This is a genomic window from Streptococcus suis (assembly GCF_002960625.1).
Lineage (GTDB): Bacteria > Bacillota > Bacilli > Lactobacillales > Streptococcaceae > Streptococcus > Streptococcus suis_T.
The window spans coordinates 42,297-61,068 of sequence record NZ_POJH01000029.1 but is presented as its reverse complement, the minus strand read 5'-3'; the positions used below and the strand labels follow the sequence as shown (position 1 = coordinate 61,068).

The following is an 18,772-nucleotide window of genomic DNA, read 5'->3' as shown; positions in this document are numbered from 1 at the left end:
GATGATGCAGACTCAACAATCTAAGTTCGCATTCGAACAAGCCCAAACGGTTTTTCCAGGTGGGGTCAATAGTCCAGTTCGAGCCTTTAAGGCCGTAGAGGGCAGTCCAGTATTTATTGACAAGGCCAAGGGTGCCTATCTCTATGATGTGGATGGAAATCGCTACATCGACTACGTTCTATCCTGGGGTCCAATGATTTTAGGTCATGCAGAAGATCGGGTCATTGAAGCGGTCAAGTCAGCCGTGGAATGCGGTACTAGTTTCGGAGCACCAAGTCCCTTGGAAACCCGCTTAGGACAGCACCTGCAGGAACGAATTCCCTATCTGGAACGGCTGAGAATGGTCAGTTCGGGGACGGAAGCTACCATGAGTGCTATTCGCTTGGCACGTGGAGTGACCCAGAGGGATAAAATCGTCAAGTTTGTTGGCTGTTACCATGGACACAGTGATTCCTTCCTCGTACAAGCAGGGTCTGGGGTTGCCACCTTTGGCTTACCAAATTCTCCTGGAGTGACAGAAGCAACTGCTCAGGATACTCTTACTCTTCCCTATAATGATAAGGCTAGCCTTCAGGCCTGTTTTGAAGAGATGGGCTTAGAAATTGCCTGCGTCATTATCGAAGCTGTGGCAGGAAATATGGGACTGATTCCAGCAGAGCAGGACTTTATCCAAGCTATTCGTGACCTCACAAGCCAATATGGTGCCTTGTTTATTATCGATGAGGTGATGACAGGCTTTAGGGCCAGCTATACTGGAGCTACGGGCTTGTACGGTGTGGAGCCAGACTTGTTGTGCTTTGGTAAGGTTGTTGGGGGAGGCTTCCCAATGGCCCTCTTTGGAGGTAAGAAGAAGTATATGGACTATATCGCTCCCATGGGGGCGGTCTATCAGGCAGGTACCTTGTCAGGCAATCCAATTGCTATGACAGCTGGCTATGAAACCTTGGTGTCCTTGACACCGGATATCTTCAAGGATATGGAGGCACGAACCAATCAGCTTTGCCTAGGTTTGAAAGAACTGGCTGTCAAGTACCAGATTCCCCTCCAGGTTGTACAGGTTGGTACCATGTTTGGATTTTTCTTTAACGAGCGGCCTGTTCGGAATTTTGAAGATTCCAAGGCCAGCGACCAAGAAGTCTTTGCCCGTGTCCATGCAGGTTTACTCAAACAAGGGATTTACCTAGCACCTTCCCAGTATGAATCAAATTTCATGTCCGCAGCTCATACCAAGGAAGATATTGACCAGACCTTGCAGGCCTTTGATACTGTTTTTGGAGAAATATATGGGTAAAATTGTCTTGGTAACTGGAGGAGCTCGAAGTGGCAAATCGCAGTTCACAGAAGAGCAAATCTGGGAGAAAGAGCGAGTATGTTATATAGCGACAGGAATGAGTTCAGGCACCGACAGTGAATGGCAGGAGCGGGTCCGGCTGCACCAAGAACGCCGCCCAGCTTCTTGGACAACCCATGAGCAGTTTGCAGATCTTGGATCCTGGTTGAAAGACCAAACCTACAACTACTATTTGCTGGACTGTGCTACCATGCTGACGACTAATCTCCTCTTTCAGCTGGTTGAAACCTATTTCCCTGAGAAAATAGCTATGGAGGATACTAACTTTCTCAGCAAGGAAGAACAGGCCTTTATCAGTCGACAGATTCAGGCTCAATGGCAGGCTATCCTACTTGCTCATGGGGCAACGGATAGTCAGCTCTACATTGTCACCAACGAAATTGGACTGGGCATCGTCCCAGATACCAAGTTGGGACGGTATTTTAGAGATCTACTTGGACAGGTGAATCAGTTCTTAGCAAAGGAGGCGAGTGAGGTTTATCTGGTGATTTGTGGCCTTGCTCAACGCTTAAAATGATACATGCACTGATTATTTACACACAATTTTTTAGCCGAATTCCCATCAACAAGGAAGTGGATATTGCTCATATCCAAAAAGGAGTTCCCTATCTGACCTTATTTGGACTTTTACTAGGGAGTATTACAGGCCTGTTTTACTACCTAGCTCAATTGGTCTTACCAGGCATTGTTGCTTGGTGCCTTAGTTTTCTCTTTGATGTCTTGCTGACAGGAGGATTTCACTTAGACGGCTTGGCAGATACTGCAGACGGACTCTTTTCATCCAGGAAAAAGGAGAGAATGTTGGAAATCATGAAGGACAGTCGTATTGGTAGCAATGGTGTCCTGGCCTTGATTCTCTACTATGCTTTGATGTTGGTGGCCTATCCCTATCTTCCTGAGCCAGGTTGGTTTATCGTGGCGGCCCTGTCCATGATAGGAAAGGCAGGACTAGCCCTGCAGCTCTATCAGATGCGCTATGCACGGGCTGAAGGGGGGACAGGCAACTTTTTCTCAGGGACGACAGGTGGCCAAATCGTTCTGTCTCAGGTCTTGCCGCTAGCCAGTCTAATGTATGTCTTTAGCTACAAAGGCTTACTTGCCTACGGCTTTGTCTTACTTGGCTCGCAGGTCTATCGCCGGTTTGTCTACCAAAAAATTGACGGCCATACAGGTGACACCTTAGGAGCCTTTGTAGAAGTGGCTCAACTCCTATTTATTATTGGGTTAATCATATGAAAATCTACCTCATGCGTCACGGTGAAACCGATTTGAACAAAAAACGCAGTTTTTATGGAAGCTTGGATGTTTCCATCAATCAAAGAGGGAAAGAACAGGCTCTAGTCTTGGAAAATCAGATGCGAGATATTCCCATTGACAAGGTCTATGTCAGCTCTTTAAGACGTAGCCAGGAAACAGCCCAGCTTGTCTTTCCTATACATCATCCAATCCCCTTAAAGAACATGGATGAAAAAGGTTTTGGACTGTGGGAAGGCCTGACTGCCGATCAGATTCAGGAGCAATTTCCGCTGGAATGGGAGGCCTGGTTAGCAGCACCATTTACCTACAGACCACCGGAAGCGGAAGCCTTTAGAGACTTTCAAGACCGGGTTTGGACTGAAACGGACAGATTGGTCAATGAACATCCAGGTCAATCACTGGCCCTTGTTGCTCACTTAGGTGTCCTAAGGTTGATTTACCAGCGTTTAGTAGATCCATCGGCTCTATTTTGGGATATTGATTTTCCCCAAGGAACTGTGACAGTGGTAGAAAAAGAAGGAACAGATGTTACTGCATATCTTTTAGGAAAAGAGGTTGTAGATGATAAAAACAATTCATGATTCTGTACAGCTGACAGAGCAGTTGTACACTAGAAATCGAGTGGTACTGGCTCCCATGACCCTCAGTGTCTGTCAGCCGGGAGGCTATGTATCGCAAGATGATATTGATTTTTACACTCGTCGTGCTAGCCAAGTGGGCATGGTCATTACAGGCAGTGCCTATGTACATACGCAAGGGCAGGCATTTAGAGATAGTTTCAGTGTCGCAGAAGATGACAAGATTGAAGGGTTAGCTCGCCTGGCTCAAGCCATCAAGGACCAAGGAGCTTTAGCAGTCTTACAAATCTATCATGGAGGCCGCATGGTTCCCCCAGTTTTAATTGAAGGAAAACCAGTAGCTCCTAGTGCTATTATTGGTTCCCATGGTAATGTGGTAGAACCTCGTTCTCTTAAGCATTTGGAAGTAGATGAGATATTACAGGCTTTTCTTGATGCAACGAGAAGGGCCATAAAAGCAGGTTTTGATGGAGTGGAGTTACATGGGGCCAATACTTACTTAATCCAGCAATTCCTTTCTCCCCATTCCAATCGACGACAAGATAAGTGGGGAGGTAGTTTGAATAACCGTATGCGGTTTGCCAAGACCTTGGTTAAGCAGGTCAAAAAACTAGTCAAGGAAGAAGCAGATAGACCGTTTTTGGTTGGCTACCGTTTCTCCCCAGAAGAGATTGAAGATCCAGGTATTGAATTATGGGATAGTTTGCAGCTGATAGAGCAGCTGATTGCAATGGGGGTAGACTACCTTCATCTCTCCTTAAGTCATGTTTTCCGACCTTCCCTGCGGAATCCTAAGTCACCAGAGCCGATTATTCACTCCGTCATAAAAAAAATCAATGGACGAGTGCCCCTGATTGCAGTTGGTGGGATTCAGACCTGTCAAGATGTGGAAGAGATTCTAGCAGAAGACATCCCACTCTTCTCTGTTGGTAAGGCCATGTTACTAGATCCCGACTGGCCAATCAAGGTTTCTCAAGGACGGGAGTATGACATCATTACCCGCTATCGAGATGAACTGCAAGAAGAGTTGAGACTCCCGACAGCATTTGTCAATTCCTTACGGGATTATTTAGAGGGAAAATAATGACGTTCAGGAATGAGGTATCATGTGTGATGGAAATGCTGAACAGTAGATACCTATTCTTACAATAAAGGAGTAAAAGGTGAAAAAAACATTTGAGACACGTAAGCTATATTTTGGCTTTCCAGTATTCTTTTTGGGTTACAAAGATGATATTCATGGATACAATATAACAACCTCAAGTTCTGCTTATTCTTTAGGCAGTATGATGGTGATTGGCATGAGGACAAAGGGAAATGCAGTGACTGAAATCAGCAAACATGGTCACTTTACTGTCAATGTTCCAAGAGAAGAGTTGATTGAGGAAGTGGAACTTGCTGGTTTTAATAGCCGTAAAGATAAATTTTCCTTAACTGGCTTGACCTACACAGTTGGTGAAACAGTTGATGCTCCTTTGGTAAATGAATGCCCAATTTCTATTGAGTGCGAAGTTGTTGAACTTGTAGAATGTGGTAAGTTGACCAACATTATCGGAAAAGTAACGCGCAGAGTAGTAGAAGAAGACTTGCTTGATGAGCATGGTGATTTTAAGGGCAGTGAATTTTCACCTATCAGCTATATCGGTGATGGTTCAGGTCGACACTATCGTTACTATAATGAAAAATCCTTACGAATGGGAACGCTGATCAAAAAACGAAGAGAAGCGGAAGGGAAGTCGGATTAGACAAAATAAACCACCCTTCATTTCGAGGGTGGTTTGTCGTTTATGTTAAGAAAGCATTTATACATCCTTGTATAGTCTGTTAAGCATCATTGATTAACTGTGGCTTTCCCGATTATCGGCCCTGCTTCGTTGCAGTAAGGTAGTTTTTCTACCTTTAGAAAATGAAAGGTACTTAAACGTAGAGCCAATAATGGAAAATACCGCAGTAGATGCGCTATCCAAACTGACATCACACCTTACATCGAGGCGTGAGATCTACTAAAATTTGAAACCAAAGACCTGACTTAAAGCAAAGCTTATCACAGTGGCGGGACCGCGTTGGATTTGCACCAAACTTCCATGTTTTCAAAAGTACTAAAATCAATTCCTAGCATCATTATTATAACTTATCTCCGCCAGTTTGACAACTAATTTGTATCAAAATGACGGCCTTTATTATAAAACCTTTATTATAAACTGAGAAGCTCTATTCATACATCACTCCATTATAAGAGAGCATCTTTCTCTCATCAAGGCAGATTTTAGCGGGGATACAAAAGAAGAAGCTGAATGATGGGAGCTTGAAAACTAGTCATAGATAGAAGTGCTGAATGAGGACCACAGGTTCTTAGGTGGTCATTTAGGTAAGGGTACTAGGAGTAAAAAAGTTCATAAAAATTTCAAGAAAAATCATTATTTCTGTTGATATGTTAATGGCTTTATGTTATAATTTTTTCGTGGTACAAAGGCGTACTAATCAATAAGCAATGTAGCTATATGAAACGACTATGACTTAATGGAGAGTTTTAGTCTGGTTTTCATATGGCTTATTTTTATGGAAAAGTTACATAGAAAGGAGAAGAAATGTACAAGATTTTCTATAAAACAGAATTGTGCATAGGAGAGGGTGCTCTAGAGCAGCTAAGAAGTTATAAGAATGAGCACATCTTGGTTGTTGCAGATCCCTTCCTAAAGCAAACGGGTCAGTTGGACAGTGTATTAAGTCATCTGGATCCTAGCAATCAGAGTCATGTTTTTGATGATATTGTACCAGATCCACCGATTGAAACCATTATTGCGGGTATTCAGTCAGTAGGTGGTCAACAAATCAGTATCATCCTTGCGATTGGTGGTGGTTCCGCTCTTGATGCAGCTAAAGCTATTTACTATTTTGGTAAGAAAATGGCTGTGTTCACAGATGTGATTCTAATTGCTATTCCAACAACCAGTGGAACCGGTTCAGAAGTGACAGAATTTGCCGTTATTACTGATAGGCAAAAAGAAATCAAGTATCCCTTGGTTTCAAGAGAAATACTACCAGATGTAGCCATTTTAGATTCCTGTTTAGTATCTTCTTTACCTGGAAATATAACAGCAGATACGGGGATGGATGTTCTGACCCATGCTATTGAAGCCTATGTTTCGACCAAGGCAACGGATTTTTCAGATGCTCTAGCAGAAAAAGCCATAAAATTAGTTTTCGAATACCTACCTAAAGCCTACCAAAACGGAAACGATTCAGTGGCTCGTGAAAAAATGCATGTTGCGTCAACTCTGGCAGGCATGGCCTTCAATACTGCATCCTTAGGGATCAACCATGGCTTAGCCCATGCGACAGGAGCAAAATTCCATATCCCTCATGGACGAGTAAATAGCATTCTAATGCCCTACGTCATCCAGTATAATGCCAATATCAGTGCTCGTGGCTTAGGTGATAGTGATAGAGCAACAGCTATCCGTTATCAAGAAATTGCTAAGCTAATCGGTTGTAGCGCGACTAGTCCTGTTTTGGGTGTTCGACAGCTGATTGACGCAGTGAAAAAATTGCAACGAAAACTTGATTTGCCGATGACCTTACGGGAATATGGTGTGTCTGTTAGTGACTTTAATCAGTACAAGGAAGAAATTGCAGCAGCAGCGGTAGTAGATAAGTGTACTGCTACAAATCCACGACAGCCGAGCACGGAAGAAGCTTTGGCAGTTTTGGAAAATGCTTTCTAGATTTATGTTGATAACTACCCTACTTTGTGTTATAATATACTAACTAGGGCGTTATCCAAACTTCTATTGAGAGAAGGTGGACAAACTGGAAGAAAAACAGAGAATGATACAAGAGTATGTACCAGGGAAACAGATAACCCTGGCCCATCTCATTGCAAATCCTGATGAAGTCATTTATGAAAAACTAGGTTTGCTGGTCGATAAAAAAGGAGCTATTGGCATACTGACGATCACTCCTAGTGAAGCTTCCATTATTGCGGTGGATCTTGCGACCAAGGCGGCAGATGTTCAGATCGGTTTTGTTGACCGATTTAGTGGCTCTGTTGTCATGACGGGAGATGTGTCTTCTGTTGAAGCTGCTCTAGTGGCTGTGTTACAGGGCTTGGAGGAAATTCTTCATTTTTCAAGTACAGTTGTAACGCGGACATAAGCTTTCAGAAGAGGTAGGTATGAAAGGTAGAATACTAATAGCAGACAAGGATCCAATGGTCAGACGTGAAGTCAGACAACTATTGGAAAAGGCTGATTTCGAAGTTGTGGCAGATGCTAGCGATGGCTTTGAAGCAATTGAACTAAGTCAAAAATACCGTTCAGATTTAGTTGTGATGGCTATCCAGCTACCTTTATTGGATGGTTTGACAGCTAGTAAAAAAATATTGGATGATGAACTGGCCTATGGTGTTCTATTACTAACTACCCAAAGTGATGAACAGCATATCGAAAAAGCCAAACGATATGGTGTTAGTGGCTACTTAGTAAAACCTCTGGATGCCAAATCATTGATTCCCATGGTGGAAGTATGTATTGCAAAAGGCAGACAATTTCAACAAATGAATCATGAGATGGCTAAATTATCAAAAAAAATCAATGACCGTATCATCATTGAAAAAGCAAAAGGCTTATTGATGTCTCGTGATCATCTATCAGAATCAGCAGCCTTTAAGCATATTCGAACCATCAGTATGCAGAAAAGAGTTCCCATGGTGGAAATTGCTAAACTATTGGTCATGCATGATGAGTTTTAATAATGATACAGTGAAGCAAATCCTGTAACCATGTCACTGTGACGGTGATAAATAGTGCAGGATTATAATTGAATAGAAGAGGCTGACAATGATGTGAGCCTAAAAGCAATGACGCTTGAAGAATGGTAATAGAAACTATCTATTAGCATTACTTTAGGTGTCTTTTTTTGGAGGTAAGGTGATGTCCGATAAGATATTAAGTGTTGGCATTGATATTGGTACCGCTACAACTCAACTGGTGTTATCTGAATTGATTGTGGAAAATATAGCCTCCGTTTTCACTATTCCACGTGTATATATTACAGATAAGCGAGTTCTGTATAGGAGTGAAATTATCTTTACTCCCATTTTTGAAAATCTTTTGATAGATGTTGAGTCTATAAAAGAATTTGTCAGATTGGAATACCAAAAAGCAGGTATTTCGAAGGATATGATTCAGATGGGGGCTGTCATCATAACAGGTGAAACAGCTAGAAAGGATAATGCTAGTCAAGTCCTAGAGGCCTTAAGTGGCTATGCAGGTGATTTTGTTGTTGCTACTGCTGGCCCAGACTTGGAGAGTATTATTTCTGGTAAGGGAGCAGGTAGTTATCAGTACTCTCAGGAGCACCACACTTCTGTAGCAAATATTGATATTGGTGGAGGAACATCAAATATCTCTGTTTACCGTGAAGGAGACTTGATTGATACCGCTTGTTTTGATATTGGCGGTAGGCTTGTGAAAATTGATCCAGCTAGTCACTATATTACCTATATTGCTCCAAAACTACAAGAAATTATTATCAAAGAAAAATTAAACTTGGCGGTAGGAGCTCTCCTTAATCGACCAGATCTGGAACGCCTGATAGCTATTTTGGTATCTGTACTAGAGCAAAGTTTGGGCTTAGATACAAATAGTCCTTACTATGAATTGCTCCAAACTAATCATGGTTTGAAATTGGACTATCCTATCCAGTGTGTTTCATTCTCAGGTGGTGTGGCCGATGCGATTTTTCAAGCGGATCGTTCTGTCAGTGAATTTCACTATGGAGATATAGGGATACTACTTGGAAAAGCAATAGCACAATCGAAAATCTTCTCAAACAAGAAGGTAATTGAGTCGGTAGAAACCATTAGGGCTACGGTAGTTGGTGCTGGAAGCCATACGACAGAGGTAAGTGGGAGCACTATTACCTATATTTCAAAAATTTTGCCGATCAAGAATATCCCAGTTTTGAAATTATCTAGTCAAGATGAGATGGGGGCGCAGCAAAAGTTGGCGGAGGCTATCAGGGAAAAAAGCCGATGGTTCATGCTTGAAAATGAAGTTCAAGAATTGGCTTTAGCCTTAGATGGTATAAAGAGTCCAAGTTTCGTAAGGGTACAAGAATATGCCCAGGCTATTCTTGAAGGGATGAAAGATAGTATTGATCGAGGAATTCCTTTGTTGGTTGTTGTCAAGGAAGACATGGCAAAGGTACTTGGTCAAAGTTTGTTTGCATTGTTGCCTAAAGATTATCCCTTTGTTTGTATCGATTCTGTTGATGTGCAAAATGGAGATTACATTGATATTGGCAATCCTTTAGTTGAAGGCTCAGTTTTACCAGTCGTTGTAAAAACCCTAGTATTCAGTTAATCAGTCAATATCAAAAGGAGGATAAATTTAATGATATTAAAAACAAAGTTATTTGGTCGAGTCTATGAATTTCATTCTGTAAAAGAAGTCTTGGCCAAGGCTAATGAATTTAAATCAGGAGATCATTTGGCTGGCGTAGCGGCCGAGTCGGCAGAAGAACGCGTGGCAGCCAAGGTAGTTTTGGCTCAGCTAAAACTTTCTGATTTGTTCAATAATCCAGTCGTTCCATATGAAGAGGATGAGGTAACGCGTATTATCATTGACGACGTTAACCTTCGTACCTATGAAAAAATAAAAAACTGGACAGTTGAAGAACTGCGTGAATGGATTTTGGACAATAAAACGACCAATATCGATATTCAATGGTTATCACGTGGTCTGACCTCAGAAATGGTTGCTGCAGTAGCTAAGCTAATGACCAACTTGGACTTGATAGTAGCAGCACAGAAAATTATCATTACTAAGACTGCAAATACAACAATTGGTGTTCCAGGAACCTTCTCATCTCGTTTACAACCTAACCACACAACTGATGATCCAGACGGTATTATGGCTTCAACCATGGAAGGATTTGCATACGGATGTGGAGATGCCTTGCTTGGTTTGAACCCAGTGGATGATTCAGTGGAAAGCACCAAACGGATTTTGCATAAGTTCAATGACTTCATTGAAGAATATAAAATTCCAACTCAACATTGCGTGCTGGCCCATGTAACGACACAAATTGAGGCCATGAATCAGGGAGCTCCGACAGGATTGGTCTTCCAGTCTATTGCTGGATCTGAGAAAGGAAATACAGCCTTTGGTTTTGATGCTAAAATCATCCAAGAAGCGCGTGACACAGCCTTGAAAGTCGGAACTGCAGCAGGTCCAAACGTCATGTACTTTGAAACTGGTCAGGGCTCCGAGTTGTCTTCAGATGCCCACCATGGAGCTGACCAAGTAACTATGGAAGCTCGTTGTTATGGCTTTGCAAAACGTTTCGATCCTTTCCTTGTCAATACCGTAGTTGGTTTCATTGGTCCAGAATATCTTTACGATTCAAAACAGGTTATCCGTGCAGGTTTGGAAGATCATTTCATGGGTAAATTGACAGGTATTTCTATGGGATGTGACATTTGCTACACCAACCACATGAAAGCTGATCAAAATGATGCTGAAAACTTGCTTGTTCTTCTTGGTGCTGCAGGTGTCAACTACATCATGGCTATTCCACATGGTGACGACATTATGTTGAACTACCAGACAACTGGTTACCATGAAACAGCGACCATGCGTGACTTGTTAGGTAAGCGTCCAATCAAAGAATTTGAAATCTGGATGGAAAATATGGGCTTAATGAAAGATGGCCATCTGACTGAAATTGGTGGTGATGGTTCAGTCTTCATGAAGTCAAAGATATAGGAGGAAGTCACTGTGAATGAACTAGAATTAAAAGAAATGATTCGCTCCATTTTGAATGAAATAACTGAAACGCCAGTTGTGTCAGAACAAATGGATGCCCCTTCCTCTTCGCATCAACCTAAGCAAGAAGATTGCCAAATTGAAGATGGAATCATTCCTGATATTACCGAGGTAGATATTCAGAAACAATTCCTTATTCCAAATGCTATCAATGAAGAGGCCTATCGTAAGATTAAACAATTTACACCCGCTCGTTTAGGTTTGTGGAGGGCAGGAAACCGTTATAAAACGCAAACAATTTTGCGCTTTAGGGCAGACCATGCTGCGGCCCAAGATGCTGTTTTCTCCTATGTCTCAGAAGATTTCGTTAAAGAAATGGGCTTTATCCCAGTACATACCAAGGCTTCCTCTAAGGACGAATACCTAACACGACCTGATTTGGGAAGAATTTTCCCAGAAGATCAGCAGGAAATCATTAAAAATAGCTGCAAGAAGAATGCTAAGGTTCAAATTGTTGTAGGTGATGGATTGAGTTCGTCAGCCATTGAAGCAAACATAAGAGATTTCCTTCCAGCCTTGAAGCAAGGCTTGAAAATGTTTGGTCTAGAATTCGACGAAGTACTCTTTATCAAACACTCCCGTGTTGGAGCTATGGATCATATTGCAGAATTAACAGGTGCTGAAGTCGTTTGTATCTTGATTGGAGAACGTCCGGGACTAGTAACGGCAGAATCTATGAGTGCTTATTTGGCCTACAAACCTACAATGGGCATGCCAGAATCACGTCGGACAGTTGTTTCCAATATCCACAAAGGTGGTACTCCTGCGGTTGAGGCAGGTGCTTATGTTGCGGAAATCATTAAAAAGATTTTGGACAATAAAAAATCAGGTGTTGATTTGAAATAAAAAGGAGGTCCTATTGTGATAAACGAACGTTTAGGAGCATCTGTACTTAGTGCTCTACTCATTTCCAATGTTGATGCTAGCCTGGCTGCTTCCTTGGAGCTAAAACCGCATCATAGAAGTTTAGGGATTATTACATCAGATTGTGATGATGTAACCTATGTTGCGCTAGATGAGGCAACTAAGTCTGCCGATGTTGAAGTGGTTTATGCAAGAAGTATGTATGCTGGTGCTGGTAATGCCTCAACAAAACTTGCTGGTGAGGTCATTGGTATTTTAGCTGGTCCTACTCCCGAGGAAGTACGAAGTGGCTTGGATGTTGCCATTTATGAAATCGAAAACGGTGCAAGCTTCTATAGTGCAAATGATGAGAACACAATCCCATATTTTGCCCATTGTGTTTCCCGTGCAGGTTCTTATCTTTCCCAAGGCGCAAATGCCGAAGAGGGAACTGCTATTGCTTACTTGATTGCACCGCCAGCAGAAGCAATGGTTGGACTTGACGCAGCTCTGAAAGCTTCAGATGTGACCATTGGTGCCTTCTATGGTCCACCAAGTGAAACAAACTTTGCTGGAGGTCTTCTAGTAGGTTCGCAATCAGCTTGTAGAGCTGCCTGTGATGCCTTTGCTAGAACAGTCATCTCTATTGCAAGCAACCCGAAGAATTATTAAAGGGGGATTAGATGGCTAAAAGAGCACTAGGACTAATTGAAGTAAAAGGGTATCTAGGTGCTGTTGTAGCTGCCGACCTAGCTGTAAAAGCTGCCAATGTTTCCATTATCAATATTGAGAAAATCAAATCTGGTTTGAATACCGTACATATTACAGGAGATGTTGGTGCTGTAAAAGCAGCAGTAGCTGCTGCAGTCGCAGAACTCGAAAATAAATCTTTTTATCGTGGTAGCCATGTCATTGCTAGTATGGATGAGCAGACTGAAAAACTGATCAGGGCTGAGAAGAAACTCAAAAAAGAAGAGCCCCTTCCAGTTGAAGAACAAAAAGTGGAAGAGCAAGCTGAGCCTCTCAATCCATTGAAGGAAGAAGTTGCTGTTTCTGTAAATCTTGTAGAAAGCCCTGAGCCATTGGGAACTACAGAGCAAGTTAATGAACAAGCTAAGGAAACTACTGAAGTAGTGAAAATACCTACAAGCATAGAAGAGGAAGCGGTCGAAACACCTTTTGTTCCTAAGTTTTCACAAACAGAGCTGGAAAAATTAAAAGTTGTCAAACTCAGAAGCATAGCTTACCGTGAAAAAGATATTCAATTAAGCAAAAAAGAAATAAAATTTGCTAACAAGCGTCAGCTTGTCCAAGCCTTGATGGAACTCTCAAGAAAGGAGTAATACTGAATGTACTTAGAAGATAAGGATTTAGTATCAATACAGGAAGTTCGCAACCTTGTTCGCCAAGCAAAGATTGCTCAACGTGAACTAGCGCAGATGTCCCAAGAACAGATTGATACGATTGTCAAAGTCGTTGCAAAAGCTTGTTACGATGAGCGTGAACGACTGGCTAAGATGGCTGTTGAAGAAACGGGATTTGGTCGCTGGCAGGATAAAGTTATCAAAAATACAGTGGCATCAAAGGTTCTTCTGGAGCATATCAAGAATATGAAGACTGTAGGTATCTTGCGCGAAGATACAGAGAAAAAGATTATCGAAGTTGGTGTACCAGTTGGCGTGATTGCTGGTCTGATTCCTTCGACAAACCCGACCTCAACAGTCATGTATAAAGCCCTCATCTCCTTGAAGGCTGGAAACAGTATCGTCTTTTCTCCACACCCAAGCGCCTTGAAGTGTATTGTTGAAACAGTGGAGATTATTAAACGCGCTGCTAAAACAGCTGGCTGTCCAGATGGAGCCATCAGTGTTATTGAAAAAACTTCCATTGCGGCAACTAATGAGCTCATGCGCCACAAAGATACAAATCTTATTTTGGCAACAGGCGGCACAGCCATGGTAAAAGCAGCTTATTCATCTGGAACGCCTGCGATTGGTGTAGGACCTGGTAATGGACCAGCCTTTATCGAACGGAGTGCGGATATTCCAACAGCTGTTCGCCATATTATTGAGTCTAAAACTTTTGATAATGGTGTGATTTGTGCCTCTGAGCAATCTGTCATTGTTGAAGAGGACATGAAAGACATTGTTATCGCAGAATTTAAAAAGCAAGGTGCGTACTTCTTACCACCTGCTGATGCTAAAAAATTGGGAGAGTTTATCATTCTTCCAAGCGGTGCAATGAACCCGAAAATGGTTGGTAAGACACCACAAATCGTTGCTGAACGAGCAGGTATCTCGGTACCAGCAGACGCAAGGGTCTTGATTGCAGAAGAAACACGAGTTGGAAAAGATGCACCATATTCAATGGAAAAACTAGCTCCAATTCTTGGCTTCTATACTGTTAAAACATGGGAAGAGGCTTGTGATTTAAGTATTAAAATTCTGCATCATGAAGGGGTTGGACATACCCTGTCCATCCACTCTAAGAATGATGAGATTATTCGTGAGTTCGCCCTGAAAAAACCAGTTTCTCGTCTATTAGTCAACACCCCTGCAGCTCTTGGTGGTGTTGGTGGCACAACAGGTTTGTTCCCAGCCTTCACCTTAGGATGTGGAGCAGTCGGAGGAAGTGCAACATCTGATAACGTTAGTCCACACAACCTTTACAATATCCGTCGTGTTGCTTACGGAACATCTGAATACATAGATTTCTTAAAAGCAGAAAATTTGATGGATAGTTATAAGGGAACAGTTGCGGATGCAACAAGGGAATCTCTCTCATCTTCAAGTCTTAAAGAAGATGAACTGGTTGAACTACTTGTAAAACAAGTATTAGCTAAATTAAGTCATTAAAAAATAATTTTTGGAGGTCATAACAATGGCAAGTGCAAACGCATTAGGAATGGTAGAAACACGCGGCTTGGTTGGCGCAATCGAGGCAGCAGATGCAATGGTCAAAGCAGCAAACGTTACCCTTGTTGGTAAAGAACAAGTTGGTGGCGGCTTGGTAACTGTATTGGTACGTGGAGATGTTGGCGCTGTTAAAGCTGCAACAGATGCAGGTGCAGCGGCAGCAGAAAATGTAGGTGAATTGGTATCTGTACACGTTATCCCACGTCCACATTCAGAAGTAGAAGTTATTTTACCACAAGCTAAAAAAGAAGAAGAATAAAAAATCGGAGGACATCACAATGGCAAACGCAAACGCATTAGGAATGGTAGAAACACGCGGCTTGGTTGGCGCAATCGAGGCAGCAGATGCAATGGTCAAAGCAGCAAACGTTACCCTTGTTGGTAAAGAACAAGTTGGTGGCGGCTTGGTGACTGTATTGGTACGTGGAGATGTTGGCGCTGTTAAAGCTGCAACAGATGCAGGTGCAGCGGCAGCAGAAAACGTAGGCGAGTTAGTATCTGTACACGTCATCCCACGTCCACATTCAGAAGTAGAAGTCATTTTACCAAAATAGCGAATAAGTGTACTGGCTACCTAGATGTGTAAAAGGATTTGGGTAGCCAGTTGATTAAAAAATCGTTAAAGGATGTGAGTGTATGTCGGTTTTTACAGAAGTAAAGATTAGAAAGCTACTCAAGGAGCTTTCTATTGCTGACGGAGGAGTTTTCCAGTTAGGTGAACATGAAAAACTGACTCCATCAGCAAGAAGTTACTTGAATGACCATCATATTCGAGTGGTCCAAACGCGTTCCAATAATCAGCAACTTACGACATCTCCACAAGCGATACATCAAAAAGTAACTACTTTAGAAGATTCAGCAATCTATCCACTATTATTTCGTCTAACGACACTGTATCCACATTTTCTTAAAAGTAAACGTGAACTCTATCTTTCATTCGAACAATCAAAATTTGAGAAAGTCAGCAAAGTATTGACAACGATTGAAAGTATGGTATCTGGTCAGATACTGGATGAACTTCACGATTATGATGACCTACTACCGTCGGTGACAGAACTGGATGAATATAGTCAGCAAAGGGAACTGGATTTTAAAAAGCTTTCCTTAACCTGTGCTGTAACGAACTGGAAACTAGCTCTGTACGAAACTTACATAGCCTTAGCTACGCTTGAACAGGAGCTATCGCTGATAGGTTCTCGAGAAAATGATCTATATTTGGCTAAGCTTATTCATTTGTTACATTCTCTTCAGATTTTCCTTTGGATGACGATGGATGAGTGAAAGGTAAGGAGTGATTAGAATGGAAATGCAAGAACTAATTGATAAGATTGCTACAAGAGTTCAGGATGAATTAGAAGGAAGCTTTGAAATTGAGGCAAGTGGACGCCATATCCACCTTTCTCAAGAAGATTTGGAAACCTTATTTGGAAAAGGTTATTCTCTAACCAAAGCCAAAGATTTATCCCAGCCTGGACAATTTGCTTGTAAAGAGCGCTTGACTATTCTGGGTCCCAAAGGCTCTTTTCAGAATGTGGTGATACTTGGTCCCGTCCGTGGTGCTACACAAGTTGAAGTTTCATTGACAGATTGCTTGAAGCTCGGTGTCAATGCGCCTATTCGCGAGAGCGGACAGATTGAGGATACTCCAGGAATTGTCTTGATAAATGGAAGTCAGGTAGTATCTCTGGACAAGGGATTGATTGTTGCTAAACGTCATATTCATATGACCCCAGAAGATGCCGCTAAAGCAAATGTAGTGAATAAGGAAATTGTGCAAGTAAAAGTAGGTGGAGAACGAGGACTAATTTTTGATGATGTAGTCATTCGAGTTCACCCTAAGTTTGCGACCTTTATGCACATTGACTATGATGAAGCCAATGCTTGCGGATTTAAAAAAGGAATGCGTGGTCGCATTATAAAAAAAGGATAGAGATGGGGTAGAAAGGGTTAAAAATGGATAATTTAGAATTTTTAGTTCAAGAGATTACCAATCGCCTTCTAGACCGCCTTAATGGTAGTTCCCATCACATCAATCTGTATCTTATTGGCGATAAGACAGTGAGCGGGTTTTCAGAAGAATATCGTATTGTGCAGGGTATTGATGAGGCAGAGTATATTATTGCAAATGGTTTGCCCTTAGATTCCCTCTTACGAATTGCTCAGCTTTGTCCCAATAGTTCAGAAGAAACGGAAGTTGTTAATAGTCTATTAGCTGGTAGAAAGGTTCTGGTTTCAAATGAATCTTTTGACCTAGAGTGCTACAGACAGTCAGCTAAGAAGTTGCTTTACCAAGAACTACTTCAGAGAAAATTAAAACTGGAGCAGTATGGTGTGCAGTTTTACTCTCAGAAGGACTTGCCAGCCCTTTTGAAACAAGGCCATATAGAGGTTCAACCCACTCATCAAACTACTGAGAAAAAAGTTTCAAAAAAACCAAAACTCATCACAGAATCTAGGCTGCGTGCCTTAGATTTGGAAGATGATGGAATGTTTCATGTTGAAAAGGGGACCATTATAACTGCCTTGGCGCGTGACTATTTAAATCGCCGTCGAATAACAATCATAGAATAAAAGGAGAGAGAGTATGTTTGTTGGAACAGTAAAAGGGAGTCTTTGGGCTACTAGAAAAGATGAGAACTTAAATGGATTGAAGTTTTTAGTGGTCGAGCGCCAACTAAATGAACAACAAACAGATCCATCTTTGGTTGTTGTCGCGGATTGCATCGGTGCTGGAGAAGGTGATCAAGTGATGGTGACTACAGGCAGTGCAGCTAGAGTTAGCTTGAATAGAGAAAATATTCCTGTTGATATGGTCGTTGTCGCTATTATTGATAAGGTTGAGTACACAGCTGATGCAGAATAAATTCACTAGAAAGTGAGAAGGGGAATTATGAGTATAAATGAAATCATCATCTACATCATGGTCCTATTCATGTTGGCCGGTGCAGTTGATAAATGTATCGGAGGAAAGTTAGGGCTTAGTGAAAAATTTGAGGAAGGTATCATGGCCATGGGGGCTTTGGCACTTTCGATGGCCGGTATTATGGTTGTTGCACCATTATTAGCGGATATTCTCAAACCAATTATTGTCCCGCTATACGGCATGGTTGGTGCAGACCCATCTATCTTTGCTACAACATTCATTGCTAACGATATGGGTGGAGCACCATTAGCTCTTAGTCTAGCTGATGATCCTGTAGTTGGAAACTTTGCTGCCTATGTACTAGGATCGATGATGGGACCAACGATTGTATTTACCATCCCGGTTGCATTGGGAATCATCGAAAAAGATGATCGTCCATTACTGGCTAGAGGTATTTTATACGGCTTGGTAACAGTTCCAGTTGGCTGTTTAGTAGGAGGATTCTTGGTTCCGGGCTTACCTGTAGGGACATTGATGATTAACCTCATTCCGATAGTGATTGTTTCTGCTTTGATTTTTATAGGTCTTTTGTTAGCACCGAATGGAATGATTAAAGGCTTTGAGATTTTTGGTCATATTATTGTGGTGATTGCAACACTCGGTTTGGCTTTCGGTGCGGCTCAACTATTAACAGGTAATGAATGGTTAAATAGCCTTTATCCAAGCGGGGCAGAAACACTAATGGAAGCCTTTGGTGTCGTTGGTTCTATTGCTGTGACCTTAGCAGGAGCCTTTGGTTTAGTGGCTATCTTTACAAAAGTTGCCAATAAGCCACTTTCAGCAATTGGTAAATCGTTGGGTATGAATGAAGTCGGTGCAGCAGGTCTAGTCGCATCTTTGGCAAACAATATTGCCATGTTCCAAATGATGAAAGATATGGACAAACGCGGTAAGATTATCAACGTTGCCTTCGCTGTATCAGCATCATTTGTTATTGGCGATCACTTGGGCTTCACTGCTGGTCAAAATCCAGATATGATTCTTCCGATGATGGTCGGAAAATTGGTTGGTGGTGTAACGGCAGTTCTACTTGCTTTTGTACTCACTAAAAAAGAAGCTGAGTAGTGGAGGGACTT

General features: G+C 41.9%; 22 protein-coding genes and 1 riboswitch. All 22 genes read left to right on the top strand.

Annotated features, from left to right (window positions below; translation table 11 throughout):
* Nucleotides 1–4: 4 nt before the first annotated feature.
* A complete protein-coding gene (hemL, locus tag C1G49_RS05485; RefSeq protein WP_105124963.1) occupies nucleotides 5–1,291 on the top strand; it encodes a glutamate-1-semialdehyde 2,1-aminomutase in 1,287 nt (428 codons plus the stop codon).
* Nucleotides 1,284–1,868: a bifunctional adenosylcobinamide kinase/adenosylcobinamide-phosphate guanylyltransferase gene (gene cobU / locus C1G49_RS05480; protein ID WP_105124909.1), complete on the top strand. Its 585-nt coding sequence runs from the start codon at nucleotides 1,284–1,286 to the stop codon at nucleotides 1,866–1,868. The genes hemL and cobU overlap by 8 nt, the downstream gene beginning before the upstream one ends.
* Complete coding sequence (gene cobS, locus C1G49_RS05475; RefSeq protein WP_105124908.1) at nucleotides 1,865–2,587, top strand: adenosylcobinamide-GDP ribazoletransferase; 723 nt, start codon at nucleotides 1,865–1,867, stop codon at nucleotides 2,585–2,587. Before cobU ends, cobS begins: the two co-directional genes overlap by 4 nt.
* A complete protein-coding gene (locus C1G49_RS05470) occupies nucleotides 2,584–3,189 on the top strand; it encodes a histidine phosphatase family protein (RefSeq protein WP_105116854.1) in 606 nt (201 codons plus the stop codon). The genes cobS and C1G49_RS05470 overlap by 4 nt, the downstream gene beginning before the upstream one ends.
* Nucleotides 3,170–4,270 (top strand): NADH-dependent flavin oxidoreductase, encoded by a 1,101-nt coding sequence (locus C1G49_RS05465; protein ID WP_105116853.1) that lies wholly within the window; start codon nucleotides 3,170–3,172, stop codon nucleotides 4,268–4,270. The genes C1G49_RS05470 and C1G49_RS05465 overlap by 20 nt, the downstream gene beginning before the upstream one ends.
* A 79-nt stretch (nucleotides 4,271–4,349) precedes the next feature.
* A complete protein-coding gene (locus tag C1G49_RS05460) occupies nucleotides 4,350–4,931 on the top strand; it encodes a flavin reductase family protein (protein WP_105116852.1) in 582 nt (193 codons plus the stop codon).
* Nucleotides 4,932–5,152: 221 nt separating this feature from the next.
* Nucleotides 5,153–5,297, bottom strand: a riboswitch (adenosylcobalamin (AdoCbl) riboswitch).
* Nucleotides 5,298–5,774: 477 nt separating this feature from the next.
* On the top strand, nucleotides 5,775–6,911 hold the full coding sequence (locus C1G49_RS05455; protein WP_105116851.1) for a 1-propanol dehydrogenase PduQ: 1,137 nt from the start codon (nucleotides 5,775–5,777) through the stop codon (nucleotides 6,909–6,911).
* Between the two features lie 85 nt (nucleotides 6,912–6,996).
* Complete coding sequence (gene eutS / locus C1G49_RS05450; RefSeq protein WP_024380898.1) at nucleotides 6,997–7,341, top strand: ethanolamine utilization microcompartment protein EutS; 345 nt, start codon at nucleotides 6,997–6,999, stop codon at nucleotides 7,339–7,341.
* Between the two features lie 19 nt (nucleotides 7,342–7,360).
* A complete protein-coding gene (locus C1G49_RS05445) occupies nucleotides 7,361–7,936 on the top strand; it encodes an ANTAR domain-containing response regulator (RefSeq protein ID WP_105116850.1) in 576 nt (191 codons plus the stop codon).
* A 181-nt stretch (nucleotides 7,937–8,117) separates the two neighbouring features.
* Entirely contained in the window at nucleotides 8,118–9,551 is a 1,434-nt protein-coding gene (eutA, locus tag C1G49_RS05440; protein WP_105116849.1) for an ethanolamine ammonia-lyase reactivating factor EutA, read from the top strand.
* Between the two features lie 30 nt (nucleotides 9,552–9,581).
* Entirely contained in the window at nucleotides 9,582–10,955 is a 1,374-nt protein-coding gene (locus C1G49_RS05435) for an ethanolamine ammonia-lyase subunit EutB (RefSeq protein ID WP_105116848.1), read from the top strand.
* A 90-nt stretch (nucleotides 10,956–11,045) separates the two neighbouring features.
* Nucleotides 11,046–11,861 carry an ethanolamine ammonia-lyase subunit EutC gene (gene eutC / locus C1G49_RS05430; protein ID WP_419579752.1) on the top strand — a complete coding sequence of 272 codons (816 nt, stop codon included), beginning with the start codon at nucleotides 11,046–11,048 and terminating at the stop codon, nucleotides 11,859–11,861.
* Between the two features lie 15 nt (nucleotides 11,862–11,876).
* Entirely contained in the window at nucleotides 11,877–12,530 is a 654-nt protein-coding gene (eutL, locus tag C1G49_RS05425) for an ethanolamine utilization microcompartment protein EutL (RefSeq protein ID WP_105116846.1), read from the top strand.
* A gap of 11 nt (nucleotides 12,531–12,541) precedes the next feature.
* Complete coding sequence (locus C1G49_RS05420; RefSeq protein ID WP_105116845.1) at nucleotides 12,542–13,201, top strand: BMC domain-containing protein; 660 nt, start codon at nucleotides 12,542–12,544, stop codon at nucleotides 13,199–13,201.
* 6 nt (nucleotides 13,202–13,207) lie between these two features.
* Nucleotides 13,208–14,713 (top strand): acetaldehyde dehydrogenase (acetylating), encoded by a 1,506-nt coding sequence (locus tag C1G49_RS05415; RefSeq protein ID WP_105116844.1) that lies wholly within the window; start codon nucleotides 13,208–13,210, stop codon nucleotides 14,711–14,713.
* 25 nt (nucleotides 14,714–14,738) lie between these two features.
* Complete coding sequence (gene eutM, locus C1G49_RS05410; protein WP_024380890.1) at nucleotides 14,739–15,032, top strand: ethanolamine utilization microcompartment protein EutM; 294 nt, start codon at nucleotides 14,739–14,741, stop codon at nucleotides 15,030–15,032.
* 19 nt (nucleotides 15,033–15,051) lie between these two features.
* Nucleotides 15,052–15,327 (top strand): propanediol utilization microcompartment protein PduA, encoded by a 276-nt coding sequence (pduA, locus tag C1G49_RS05405; protein ID WP_024380889.1) that lies wholly within the window; start codon nucleotides 15,052–15,054, stop codon nucleotides 15,325–15,327.
* An 82-nt stretch (nucleotides 15,328–15,409) separates the two neighbouring features.
* Nucleotides 15,410–16,054: a hypothetical protein gene (locus tag C1G49_RS05400; protein WP_105116843.1), complete on the top strand. Its 645-nt coding sequence runs from the start codon at nucleotides 15,410–15,412 to the stop codon at nucleotides 16,052–16,054.
* A 25-nt stretch (nucleotides 16,055–16,079) separates the two neighbouring features.
* Nucleotides 16,080–16,703 carry an ethanolamine utilization phosphate acetyltransferase EutD gene (eutD, locus tag C1G49_RS05395; protein WP_419579751.1) on the top strand — a complete coding sequence of 208 codons (624 nt, stop codon included), beginning with the start codon at nucleotides 16,080–16,082 and terminating at the stop codon, nucleotides 16,701–16,703.
* Between the two features lie 23 nt (nucleotides 16,704–16,726).
* On the top strand, nucleotides 16,727–17,344 hold the full coding sequence (locus tag C1G49_RS05390; RefSeq protein ID WP_105116841.1) for an ethanolamine utilization protein: 618 nt from the start codon (nucleotides 16,727–16,729) through the stop codon (nucleotides 17,342–17,344).
* A gap of 13 nt (nucleotides 17,345–17,357) precedes the next feature.
* Entirely contained in the window at nucleotides 17,358–17,636 is a 279-nt protein-coding gene (locus tag C1G49_RS05385; protein WP_105116840.1) for a EutN/CcmL family microcompartment protein, read from the top strand.
* A gap of 27 nt (nucleotides 17,637–17,663) precedes the next feature.
* Nucleotides 17,664–18,761, top strand: a complete 1,098-nt coding sequence (locus C1G49_RS05380; protein ID WP_105116839.1) for an ethanolamine utilization protein EutH — start codon at nucleotides 17,664–17,666, stop codon at nucleotides 18,759–18,761.
* Nucleotides 18,762–18,772: the final 11 nt, after the last annotated feature.